Source organism: Salinivibrio kushneri (assembly GCF_005280275.1).
GTDB classification, from domain to species: Bacteria; Pseudomonadota; Gammaproteobacteria; order Enterobacterales; family Vibrionaceae; genus Salinivibrio; species Salinivibrio kushneri.
In genome coordinates this window covers 1276307-1288002 of record NZ_CP040021.1, presented here as the reverse complement: position 1 = coordinate 1288002, position 11696 = coordinate 1276307, and the positions used below count along the sequence as shown (strand labels likewise).

The following is an 11696-nucleotide window of genomic DNA, read 5'->3' as shown; positions in this document are numbered from 1 at the left end:
CGATAATTGATCTTGTTTGTATTGAGTAATATATTGTCTCCGTTGATGTCACACGGTGTGACGATCTAACCAGCACATAAACCTCTAGACACGAATGACTCTGAAAAATAAGGATAAAACATGGCAACCGCTGCTGTTCGACTGCTTGCCCTGATGATGACACTCGCTTCATTTTCGATTTTTGCATCGCCACGTATAGTGAGCGCGGGGGCAAGCGTCACTGATCTACTGATTGAGCTTGGTGCAGAAAAACAAGTTGTGGGGATTGACGCCACGAGCCAGCTCGATAGTAAAGATGTTCCCAATATCGGCTATCACCGTCAGCTAGCGGTGGAGGGGGTGCTCTCATTATCACCCACGCTTTTATTGGGCTCTGACGAAATGGGTCCCAAACCTGTGTTAACAAAGCTCGACAATGCCGGGGTTGAGGTGGTTACGCTACCGAGTGCACCGACGGTCGCGGCACTGAAGCAGCGCATAACCCAAGTCGCCAACCTCACAGACAAACAAAGTGAAGCGGCCCCCCTGCTCCGTGCCGTCGATGAAAAACGTGCGCAACTCAAACGTCATGCCTTGACATCGACCCAACAGGGGATTTTCTTGCTCGTCCACCAAGGTCGTCCCGCAAGTATTGCCGGTGCGAACACAACACCCAATACGCTCATTGAGCTTATCGGCGCGACGAATCCGGCCGCCAATACGGTTACCAGTTATAAGCCCCTGTCACCCGAGGCGCTGCTCGGTTTCAACCCTGACTTTATTCTGGTGATGCAACGTTCTTTGGACCAATTGGGCGGCCTAACGGGACTTGCCAATGCCGTCCCCTTGTTGGAAAAAACCCAAGCATTTCAGCAAAACAAGATCCTCGCGATTGATGGCAGTGTATTGGTTGGCGGCTTGAGCCTGAAAACGCTAGATGAGGCGCTTCGTGTGCAATCACAGCTAATCGAGCGTAATCAGTGATGTCATTGCAGATACAGCACCCTTATCAGCGACTCTTTCCCGCGTTGCTCATTCTGTTGCTTGCCGTATCAGTGACCTCGATTGCAGTTGGTCAATGGCAGCTAGGTTGGCTGGTCAGTCTACAAAGTTTAACGCCTTGGCAAGATCAGCTCGCGCCTCATGTACTCGCTATCGTCCAGCAAGTCAGGCTGCCTCGTACGCTGCTTTGCTTATTTGTGGGCGCTTTGCTCGCTGTTTGCGGTGCTTTGATGCAAGGGCTATTTCGTAATCCTCTCGCTGATCCTGGGATTATCGGTGTCTCTGGGGGCGCATCTCTCGGCGGGGCATTGGGGCTGTTGTTATTGTCATTTGGCAGTATAAATTTGGCCTTTCACCTATCCGTGCCTTTATTCGCTTTTTTCGGTGCGCTTTTAGCGACGCTATTTGTATACCGAATCGGCACCACCGCGATGGGCACGTCCGTGACCGTCATGCTATTAGCCGGTATCGCTATCAGTGCGCTATCAGGCGCGGCGTTAGGGATGATCAATTATGTGGCCGACAACCAAACCCTACGCGATATCGCACTGTGGTCGATGGGCTCCCTAACCGGGGCCAGTTGGGGGCAAATCGGTTTAACTGGCGTAGCGGCTGTCGTCCTCACGGTATTTGCTTATTGTCGGGCTCATCAGCTGAATGCTTTATTGCTCGGTGAAAACGAAGCTGCGTATTTAGGGATCGATATTCACCGACTAAAACGCTTACTGATCATTGCAACCGCTGCCGGGATGGGAATATCCGTCAGTGCTGCGGGATTAATAGGGTTTATTGGCTTAGTGGTACCGCATATTGGCCGCCTGCTCGCTGGGCCCGATCATCGTATGCTCATCCCTTTATCGGCGGTATTAGGCGCACTTTTGCTTACGCTTGCCGATATTATTGCCCGAGTGATTGTCGCACCAGCGGAGTTGCCAGTCGGCATCATTACCGCTTTGATGGGCGCCCCCTTTTTTATTTGGCTGCTTATTCAGCAACGACAAACAATGGTACACTAATGGCTCGTATTGCGCTTCATGTTCAACACCTTCAGTACACCCTTGGCCAACGCCCACTGCTTCGCGACATCAATGTCGCGTTTCAAAGTGGACAGTTACATGTCTTACTCGGTCCGAACGGAGCAGGAAAAAGCACCTTACTCAAACAGCTAATGAGTGAGCAACACCAACAAGGCGACGTATCATTTTGGTCAGCGTCCAGAGAGGCATGGCCTCGCGACGCATTCGCGAGACAGGTTGCTTTTTTGCCGCAAACCAGTGGGTTAACCTTTGCTTTTACGGTTAGAGAAGTTGTTGAAATGGGCGGCACACCATTGAAAGCAAACCGTAAACAAATCCAAGCGTTAGCCGAAGCTCAGTTACGCCAGTGGCACATATCTCATCTTGCCCATCGTCCCTACCCCACACTGTCAGGCGGTGAAAAGCAGCGAGTCCATATGGCGCGTATTTCCATGCAATTGGCGCACACGGAACCGACTCGCGCCATGATGATGCTTGATGAGCCGACGTCTGCTCTTGATATTAGTCACCAGCACCAAACGCTAATGCGGTGCCGAGCACTGGTTGACCAAGGCATGACGGTGATCATTGTTCTTCATGACCTTAACCTAGCCAGTCGCTATGCGGATCATCTGTATTTTATGAAGCAAGGCGAAATGGTTCTCTCGGGAACGCCTTGGCAATGCTTTACTCACCATCAGATGACTGAGATTTATCAACACCCACTGACAGTAATGACACACCCAACGCATACTTGCCCACTGATAGTGACCTAATAACAAGGTTGTCGACAGTGAAGAGAATAATATCACTCTCCAAGAGCATAGCTGGGTCACAAAACCACCTGTTGATGATGGCTTGCTCATCAGACCAATTGCGACTGAGCAGCAACCTAAGTAAACTGAGATCGCAACCGATTAACTATGAGAATGGATGAAATCGGATTCGTTACCTTCGCAACCGTCTAATGAGCCGGGATTGTGAAAGACATCGCCGCTGCGTTACAGCGGCGTTTTTCTGTAAGGTCGCGAGTAACGATCCCAAGGCTTCACAATATAGAAGAATTAAGATGGCAACGATTAAAGATGTCGCGCGTCTCGCGGGCGTTTCGACCACGACGGTTTCACACGTTATCAATAAAACCCGCTTTGTCGCCGAAAAGACCACCGAAAAGGTGTGGCAAGCGGTTGATGATCTAAACTATGCGCCAAGTGCGGTGGCGCGCAGCTTAAAATGCAATACGACGCGCACGCTTGGCATGTTGGTGACCAAATCGACTAACCCCTTTTTCGCTGAACTGGTTCACGGTGTAGAAGACTACTGCTATGAGCAAGGTTATACCCTGATCTTATGTAATACCGAGGGTAACTTAGAAAAACAGCGTGACTATTTGCGCATGTTGTCAGAAAAACGCGTCGACGGCTTGATTGTGGTGTGCTCGGATCTCAATGAAGACCTCATGCTGCTATTGGAAAAAAAGCGTGACCTGCCCATGGTGGTTATGGACTGGGGGAGTCATCATATCAACACCGATCGCATCGAAGATAACGCTGAATTAGGCGGCTATCTGGCCACCAAACACTTTATTGACAATGGCCATACCCAAATTGGCTGCATTTCCGGTCAAATGGATAAAAATACCTGTAAACAACGACTAGCAGGGTTTTACCGCGCACTGAATGAAGCCAATATAGCTGCGAACCCTGACTGGATTGTAGAGGCTGACTTCGAGGCAGACCAGGCCAAAGTCGCTGCACAACAGTTCATTGATATGACCCACCGCCCCACGGGCGTGTTTTGCTTCAACGATATCATGGCGCTTGCGGCAATTAGCACCTTTAACCAAGCTGGGTTGCAGGTACCTGAGGATATGTCCGTGATTGGTTATGACAATATTGATCTCACCGAGTATTACTCACCACCACTCACTACCGTGCACCAACCTAAACGGCGGCTCGGTAAAACCGCCGTTAAACTCTTGCTCGCACGCATTAACGATAATGATACGCAACAGCAAGTATTTGAAATGGATCTCGAGCTCATTAGTCGTGAATCAGTAAAAACGATAAATTAGTGTTTTATAGAAGTTTTTTAAGCCGCCAATGCCTTTGGGTATGGTGGCTTTTTTAGTCTTTCGAGCCAAAAAGAGCCTTTACTTTAACTTATCAATTACAACCTTTTTGAACCAAAATCACATTTTGTATGGTTAGTGAGGGCGACATCACTGTCTAAGTATTATATGCTTATCCCTGTTTGAACAAGGCAAACCATGGCGAAAGCATGGGACGCAAAGCCACCGGCCTACGGACACTGATCAATCGTTTCAGTCAGTCACGGTAGCGGGGTTGCCAGCATCGTTGTTATAAAGCTGAAGATGGCGTCAATGCAATATGAAGTATCATTATTGATATTCTGATAACTTATTGACAATCCTGCCTGTTTGCCTTGTTACACTGACACATTATTTTTAGGCATTTGCATTCATCGAGATTGTTATTAATGGATAAACCAGCTTTAAAAGACGCGATGCGTTTATTTGCCGATTTTGGCAATATCAAATCCCGATCCATGTTCGGCGGATTTGGCTTATTTTGCGAAGACACCATGTTCGCCCTTGTCGTCAACAACACCCTTCATCTACGCGCCGGCAAAGAAAACGAAACCTTACTTAAGAAGCAGGGCCTTACCCCTTACGTTTACAAAAAGCGTGGTTTCCCGGTGGTGACCAAGTACTTTGCCATTCCTGATGCTTGGTGGGACGATCACCAAAAACTCATCAATGAAGCTAAAAGTGCACTCGATGTCGCTATTCGCGATCGTTCGCTAAAAACCGAAACCAGTCCGTCGCGATTAAAAGACCTCCCTAACCTCCGGTTAGCAACAGAAAGAATGCTGAAAAAGGCAGGGATTGACACCCCCGAAACGCTGCAAAAACATGGCGCAGTCAACGCATACAAAGCCTTGGTATCGGCGCACGATAAAGACCTGAGCTTGGAGCTATTATGGTCACTAGAGGGCGCAATTACTGGCAAACACTGGTCAGTTGTCCCACCTCAACGCCGCCAAGAATTATTACAACATCTAGAAAAATAACCTCTCACAGTCTCCCTTGTATAACGCTCTAATCTTTTCTGTGAGCAATGTTCGCGTTCAACACCGCCTCTCGGCGGTGTCGCCTCGCTTTTCGCTCAAAAAAGCATCAACCACACGTTTTTCACACTCTATTTGAAAGTCTCTCGCGATCGGACAGGTCTGATCCTAGGTACGATTAAGAGCACAGTTTCTTAATGCAACTAAAAAAATCAGCCAGTTAATTAGTCTAAAGCACCTAATGTTATATCTGGGCCCTATTTGCTACCTGACGAGACATAGTATGCCAGTAAAAAAAATCCTGCTTGGTTTAGTGATTGTTGCGCTTATTGCCCTGTGGTTTAGTTTTGATCTCAGCCAATGGTTGACGCTTGAAAACGCCAAAGCACAACAAGCGGCATTAAACGATTACATTATCGAAAACGCGACCACCGCAAGTCTGGTGTTTTTTGTCGGCTATGTGGTGATGACAGCATTGTCGCTACCGGGAGCGGCGGTGGCGAGCTTATTGGGCGCTGCACTGTTTGGCTTTTGGTGGGCATTGGTGTTGGTCTCCTTTGCCAGCTCGATTGGCGCCACCCTCGCCTTCTTGGTGAGTCGCTTTATGTTGCGCGACTGGGTCCAGGCCAAGTTCGGTAATAAGCTCGACGTCATTAATCGTGGTATCGAGAAAGACGGCAGCTTGTATCTGTTGACCCTGCGCCTGATCCCGATTTTCCCGTTTTTTCTGATTAACCTAGTGATGGGGCTAACCTCATTCAAAACCCGCACCTTCTATTGGGTCAGTCAACTCGGGATGTTGCCGGGTACCGCAGTCTACGTGAATGCAGGGACTCAACTCGCCCAAATCGACACACTCGGCGACGTGGTGTCACCCTCGGTGCTTGGCTCTCTCGCATTACTGGGTGTCTTCCCACTGCTGGCAAAGTGGGTTATGGCGTGGATCACGCGTCGTAAACGCTATCAAGGTTGGAGCAAGCCTGGTCAGTTCGACCGCAATATGGTGGTCATTGGTGCCGGCGCAGGCGGTCTGGTGTCGAGCTATATCGCAGCCGTGGTGAAAGCAAAAGTCACGCTAGTCGAAAAAGGTTCGATGGGAGGTGATTGCCTAAACACGGGCTGTGTGCCTTCTAAAGCGCTGATCCGCGCAGCGAAAACCATGCGAGAAATTGGCAAGGCCAAGGCGTTTGGCATTCATACCCAAGCGCCATCTGTTGATTTTCCGGCAGTCATGGCGCGGGTTAAGCAAGTGATTACCCACATTGAGCCTCACGATTCGGTCGAGCGTTACACCAAGCTCGGCGTGGAGTGCGTGCAAGGCGAAGCACACATCGTCTCGCCATGGGAAGTCGAGGTGAATGGCGAACGCCTCACTACCCGCAACATCGTGATTGCCACAGGCGCGCGCCCTATGTTGCCCCCGATTCCCGGTTTGGCTGAGGTCACGCATTACACCTCGGATACGATTTGGTCTTTGGCTCAACTGCCACCACGGTTATTGGTGTTAGGCGGGGGTCCCATTGGCGCGGAATTGGCGCAAAGTTTTGCGTGTCTAGGCAGCCAAGTAACGCTCGCAGAAATGGCCGACCAACTTCTCAGCCGTGAAGATAAAGATGCCGCCCAATTGGTTGAGCAGGCGTTAGAGCGTGACGGTGTCACGATTTTAACTCAGCATAAGGTGAAAGCATTTGAGCATCGTAATGATCAACAAGTCGCGTTACTCGACGGTCCTGATGGGGAGAAATCCGTCGCGTTTGATGCAGTACTGGTCGCGTTAGGGCGCAGCGCTAACACCAAAGGCTTTGGTCTCGAAAAGCTCGATATTCCAGTGACCGAGCGTGGCACAATTCAAGTCAATGAGTATCTGCAAACCGCCTATCCCAATATTTACGCGGTGGGCGACGTCGCGGGGCCGTTTCAGCTCACCCACGCCAGTGCCCATCAAGCATGGTATGCCGCCGTGAATGCGCTATTTGGTCAATTTAAGCGCTTTCGTGCTGATTATTCAGTGATGCCTGCCGCGACCTACACCTCGCCAGAAGTCGCGCGCGTGGGTATCAATGAAAAAGAAGCCAAGGCCAATCAGCAAGAGGTGGAAGTGACCTATTACGGCATTGATGATCTGGATCGCGCGATTGCTGATGGCAATGATCATGGTTTTATTAAGGTGCTGACACCGAAAGGAAAAGATACCATTCTAGGGGTAACTATTGTTGGCGAACATGCGGGCGACTTGCTCGCAGAATTTACTCTCGCCATGCGGCACGGGCTTGGGCTGAATAAGATCCTTGGCACCGTCCACCCTTATCCCACCATGAGTGAAGCGGTGAAGTATACTGCCGGGATGTGGAAGCAAGCCCATGCCCCCGAGAAGCTGCTGAAATGGGTCGAAAAATATCACCGTTGGATGCGTCACTAATTGAAAAGGAAGATTAAAATGAAACATTGGATAGCGGCGATGACACTGTCGATCGCAAGTGTCGTAAGTTTAACCGCCTCCGCCAGCACGGAAAACGACCGTTGGGAAAGTATTGAGCAACAAGCCAACGGCCAAACCGTTTACTTTAACGCATGGGGTGGCAATCAAGAGATCAATGCTTACTTACGTTGGGCAAATCGGGAGTTGCAACGCGATTACGGTGTCACGCTTAAACATGTCAAAGTGGCGGATATCGCTGAAACCGTCAATCGCCTGCTTGCCGAAAAGACGGCGGGTAAGGATAGCGGCGGCAGCGTCGATATGGTTTGGATTAACGGCGAAAACTTCAAATCAATGAAAGAAAATGATTTGCTGTACGGCCCTTTTGTTAGCACGCTGCCCAACTGGCAAATTGTCGATAAAAGCTTACCGGTTGAAGAGGACTTCACGGAACCAACAGACGGCCTCGAAGCGCCTTGGGGGGTGGGACAGCTGGTATTTATCCACGATAAGCGCACACTTGCCAACCCGCCTCGCTCGTTTGCTGAATTACTGAGTCTCGCGCAAGCGAACCCAGGTCGAGTGAGTTACCCAAAACCGCCGCAGTTCCATGGCACCAGCTTTTTGAAAGCGGCGCTGCTTGAGCTGACAGATTCGCCCGAAGCCCTTTACCTGCCCGTTGATGAGGTAGACTTTAACGCCGTGACCGCGCCATTATGGCGCTATCTGGACCAATTACATCAAGTGGCCTGGCGCGAAGGCTCACAATTTCCTTCAAGTAGTGCTGAAACCCTACAACTGCTAGACGACGGCGAGTTTCTCGTGGCGATAGCGTTTAACCCCAATGCGGCAAAAGCGGCAGTCGCATCTGGAAAGCTCGCCCCATCAGCACGTGCGTTTGCCTTTGACCAAGGTGCGCTATCTAACATTCACTTTATGGCGATCCCATACAACGCCAATGCCAAAGCCGGCGCCATGGTCGCTATCAATTTCTTGATGAGCGAAAAGGCACAGCTGCGTAAAGCCGACACCCAAGTATGGGGCGATCCACCGGTCGTTAAATTATCCGACACCGCCGAGGTCAGCCGCTTTAATACCCAGCCCGAGCCACATCCAAGCTGGCAAACCGCGCTTGAGGCTGCTTGGCTGAAACGCTACGGCCAATAGAAACGAGGCTGATATGGCACGTTTGCTGTTTGCCATCACCCTAACGGTATGCTGCCTGCCCTTGTTGCCAGGGGTCGGCGGCTTGCTCGCGAGTGCCTTTGCGTTCTTGCCCACCCTGGGGCTGACAGAGGCCAATTTTAGCGGCTGGCACCAAGTCATGGCATGGCCGGCACTTTGGCAATCAATTCAGCTGACGCTCATCTCGGGGTTGGGCAGTAGCCTGCTCGCGGTGGCATTTAGCTTTATAATTTTACAGGCCGCTTGGCACACGCCCATTTGGCAAAAGATCAGTACGCGCTTGCCTGCGCTACTGGCATTGCCACACGTCGCCTTTGCGATTGGTCTGGTTTTACTGCTTTCCCCCTCGGGTTGGCTGTTTCGCCTGTTAAGTCCCCTTCTCGGTGAGAAACCTGTAACTTGGGCGTTAGTACAAGATCCTTATGTTATCGGGCTCACCTTGGCGCTAACGCTAAAAGAGACCCCATTTTTATTATTGATGAGCCTGTCAGTGCTGCGTCAAATTGATGTCGCTCGACTGACCATGGTATCAACCAGCCTCGGGTATAACCGCACCGCAACCTGGCTAAAAGTCATTCTTCCGCTTTGGCTGGCCAAAATGCGGTTCCCGATTTTTGCCGTCATCGCCTACAGTCTGTCGGTGGTTGATGTGGCGATGATCCTCGGGCCCAATACGCCGCCCACTTATGCGGTATTGGTATGGCAATGGTTCAATGACCCTGATTTGGCGTTATTGCCCAGAGCCTCAGCTGGGGCATTGCTGTTATTTGCCCTATGTGGCTTAGCGTTATTGCTATTCCGCTTTTTGGAGTGGCTTGGCTGCCAATGTCTCAATCGCTGGCAATACACGGGCCGCCGCCACGCATGGCTGCCTGGCAAGTTACTCTGGTGGCCAGTGTTTATCACTCCCCTTGCGATTATGCCTGTGTTGCTGGTGTGGTCATTCGCGCTGCGTTGGTCATTTCCCGATTGGCTGCCCAGTCGATATAGCTTACGGTTTTGGGAACAAGAACTGAGCTATGTATGGTCATTGGTGGGAAACAGCATTGTTCTCGCGGTGATCAGCGCCAGTGTCGCCTTGTTATTTGCCATCGGGTGTTTGGAGCGTTCAACCAATCAGCGACGCTCGGTGCCGAGAGCCGTCATCGCCATTCCATTATTGGTTCCGCAACTCTCTATCTTGTTCGGTATTCAGGTGGCGGTGTACAGCCTCCCCGGCCAGTGGCACGTGCCAGCTACTATCTGGTCGCATATCTTTTTCGCGTTTCCTTATGTGTATCTCGCGCTCGATGGGCCGTGGCAGCAATTTGATATGCGGCTCATGCAAACCGCCAGGAGCCTCGGTGTCAGTGCGACACTCGCATGGTGGCGCGTTAAACTACCGCTGCTTTTGCCTGCGATCATCTTGGCGTGGGCGGTCGGCGCGAGTGTCAGTTTGGCGCAATATCTGCCAACGCAGTTGTTGGGCGCGGGACGCATTAATACGCTCACTACCGAGGCAGTTAGCTTATCGAGCGGCCTCGATCGCCGTATTAGTGGCCTGTATGGACTGATGCAAGCGATGCTTCCCCTTATTGTTTTCGCCTTGGCCACCGTGCTTAGCCGTATTGCGGAGCGCCGCCTTTTACCCACATCAACACCGACTTATTCAGGAGCGAAACACCATGACACTGTGTGTCAATCAACTCACCATAAACGCGCCTGAGCAATGCTTGGTGCGTGATTTATCATTCTCGGTCGCCCCGGGAGAAATACTCACCGTAATGGGTCCCAGTGGCTGCGGAAAATCGAGCCTGCTGAGCGTATTGGCAGGACACATTCAACCGCCCATGCATTACAGCGGCCAACTAACCTTAAATGGTGAACCCTTTGATCACTTGCCGCCGGAGCAGCGCCGTATCGGGATTTTGTTTCAAGATGATTTGCTCTTTCCGCATCTCAACGTCTGGCAAAACTTGGCCTTTGCCCTGCCTTCATCGATGAGCAAAGCGCAAAAACGTGATCAGGCCATCGCAACATTAGGGTCTGTCAATTTAGCGGAGTTTGCCGATTATGCCCCCAGCCAGCTCTCCGGCGGGCAGCGCGCGCGGATCAGTGTGTTGCGTGCATTACTCGCCGCGCCCGATGCTATCTTGCTTGATGAACCCTTTAGTAAGCTGGATAAGCCGCTACGACGGGATTTTCGGGCTTTCGTGTTTGAGCAAATCGCGCAGCGCAACATCCCCGCGCTGATTGTGACACATGATGCCGAGGATATTGCGCACCAGAGCCGCTGTTTAAATTGGCCTAAACGCCCAGCTAGCTCAGTACTGCAAGAGGAGATACAAAATGCTTGATCGCTATGCCATCGCCGTGATCCGTTGGCCATTGAAGCAGGCAGCGGTGCAGCTCACAAAATGGGGGATCAAACCTGATACCGTCACACTATCGGGCTTTTTGATTGGCTTGCTGGCGGTGCCCGCTCTGGCGCTACAAGTGTATTGGCTGGCGCTTGTGTTCATTATCATTAACCGACTGTTCGATGGCCTTGATGGCGCGCTCGCCCGCGAGCAAGGACTCACGGACGCAGGGGGCTTTTTAGATATCACCCTCGATTTTATCTTCTACGCTGCCATTCCCTTTGGCTTTGCGCTGGCTGATCCCGCTAGTAACGCCATCGCCGCCAGCTTTCTGCTGTTTTGCTTTATGGGTACAGGCGCAAGCTTTTTAGCGTTTGCGATAATGGCGAGCAAACACCAGATTGATAACCCGGTGTACGCCAACAAGTCGATGTATTACATCGGCGGGATCACCGAAGGCACGGAAACCATCGCCAGCTTTGTGTTGATGTGTCTTTTCCCTACATACATGGCATGGATTGCCGGCGTTTTTGGCGCAGCCTGTTTAATGACGGCAGCAACACGGGTTTGGGCGGGATATCGGACACTACATGACGTCGAAGTCAACTAAGGCTTCCCAGATCGCAGAGAGCATTACCGCCTTACATCGAACTTGTGCATAAACGG

At 51.1% G+C, this 11696-nt stretch carries 10 protein-coding genes and 1 riboswitch; all 10 genes read left to right on the top strand.

The window, feature by feature from the left end:
* Nucleotides 1-120: 120 nt before the first annotated feature.
* Entirely contained in the window at nucleotides 121-963 is an 843-nt protein-coding gene (locus FCN78_RS06195; RefSeq protein WP_069361288.1) for a heme/hemin ABC transporter substrate-binding protein, read from the top strand.
* Nucleotides 963-1997, top strand: coding sequence for a FecCD family ABC transporter permease (locus FCN78_RS06190; protein WP_077658601.1), 1035 nt, complete (start codon nucleotides 963-965; stop codon nucleotides 1995-1997). The genes FCN78_RS06195 and FCN78_RS06190 overlap by 1 nt, the downstream gene beginning before the upstream one ends.
* The gene (locus FCN78_RS06185; protein WP_077658600.1) at nucleotides 1997-2773 is read left to right on the top strand and encodes a heme ABC transporter ATP-binding protein; all 777 of its coding nucleotides are present in this window, start codon (nucleotides 1997-1999) and stop codon (nucleotides 2771-2773) included. Before FCN78_RS06190 ends, FCN78_RS06185 begins: the two co-directional genes overlap by 1 nt.
* A gap of 293 nt (nucleotides 2774-3066) precedes the next feature.
* Nucleotides 3067-4071, top strand: a complete 1005-nt coding sequence (locus FCN78_RS06180; protein ID WP_077658599.1) for a substrate-binding domain-containing protein — start codon at nucleotides 3067-3069, stop codon at nucleotides 4069-4071.
* Nucleotides 4072-4248: 177 nt separating this feature from the next.
* A riboswitch (cyclic di-GMP riboswitch) is annotated at nucleotides 4249-4350 on the top strand.
* Between the two features lie 146 nt (nucleotides 4351-4496).
* A complete protein-coding gene (locus tag FCN78_RS06175; RefSeq protein ID WP_069361291.1) occupies nucleotides 4497-5090 on the top strand; it encodes a TfoX/Sxy family DNA transformation protein in 594 nt (197 codons plus the stop codon).
* A 280-nt stretch (nucleotides 5091-5370) separates the two neighbouring features.
* Nucleotides 5371-7506: a dihydrolipoyl dehydrogenase gene (gene lpdA, locus FCN78_RS06170; protein ID WP_077658598.1), complete on the top strand. Its 2136-nt coding sequence runs from the start codon at nucleotides 5371-5373 to the stop codon at nucleotides 7504-7506.
* 18 nt (nucleotides 7507-7524) lie between these two features.
* Complete coding sequence (locus FCN78_RS06165) at nucleotides 7525-8673, top strand: ABC transporter substrate-binding protein (protein ID WP_077658597.1); 1149 nt, start codon at nucleotides 7525-7527, stop codon at nucleotides 8671-8673.
* 13 nt (nucleotides 8674-8686) lie between these two features.
* Entirely contained in the window at nucleotides 8687-10396 is a 1710-nt protein-coding gene (locus FCN78_RS06160; RefSeq protein WP_077658596.1) for an ABC transporter permease, read from the top strand.
* On the top strand, nucleotides 10356-11027 hold the full coding sequence (locus tag FCN78_RS06155) for an ATP-binding cassette domain-containing protein (RefSeq protein ID WP_077651312.1): 672 nt from the start codon (nucleotides 10356-10358) through the stop codon (nucleotides 11025-11027). The genes FCN78_RS06160 and FCN78_RS06155 overlap by 41 nt, the downstream gene beginning before the upstream one ends.
* Nucleotides 11020-11640 (top strand): CDP-alcohol phosphatidyltransferase family protein, encoded by a 621-nt coding sequence (locus FCN78_RS06150; protein WP_077457933.1) that lies wholly within the window; start codon nucleotides 11020-11022, stop codon nucleotides 11638-11640. The genes FCN78_RS06155 and FCN78_RS06150 overlap by 8 nt, the downstream gene beginning before the upstream one ends.
* Nucleotides 11641-11696 lie beyond the last annotated feature (56 nt).

Coding starts and splice junctions, on each gene's coding strand:
- FCN78_RS06190 (WP_077658601.1), top strand. CDS start 963: ATGTCATTGCAGATACAGCACCCTTATCAGCGACTCTTTCCCGCGTTG.
- FCN78_RS06165 (WP_077658597.1), top strand. CDS start 7,525: ATGAAACATTGGATAGCGGCGATGACACTGTCGATCGCAAGTGTCGTA.
- FCN78_RS06180 (WP_077658599.1), top strand. CDS start 3,067: ATGGCAACGATTAAAGATGTCGCGCGTCTCGCGGGCGTTTCGACCACG.
- FCN78_RS06160 (WP_077658596.1), top strand. CDS start 8,687: ATGGCACGTTTGCTGTTTGCCATCACCCTAACGGTATGCTGCCTGCCC.
- lpdA (WP_077658598.1), top strand. CDS start 5,371: ATGCCAGTAAAAAAAATCCTGCTTGGTTTAGTGATTGTTGCGCTTATT.
- FCN78_RS06185 (WP_077658600.1), top strand. CDS start 1,997: ATGGCTCGTATTGCGCTTCATGTTCAACACCTTCAGTACACCCTTGGC.
- FCN78_RS06150 (WP_077457933.1), top strand. CDS start 11,020: ATGCTTGATCGCTATGCCATCGCCGTGATCCGTTGGCCATTGAAGCAG.
- FCN78_RS06175 (WP_069361291.1), top strand. CDS start 4,497: ATGGATAAACCAGCTTTAAAAGACGCGATGCGTTTATTTGCCGATTTT.
- FCN78_RS06155 (WP_077651312.1), top strand. CDS start 10,356: ATGACACTGTGTGTCAATCAACTCACCATAAACGCGCCTGAGCAATGC.
- FCN78_RS06195 (WP_069361288.1), top strand. CDS start 121: ATGGCAACCGCTGCTGTTCGACTGCTTGCCCTGATGATGACACTCGCT.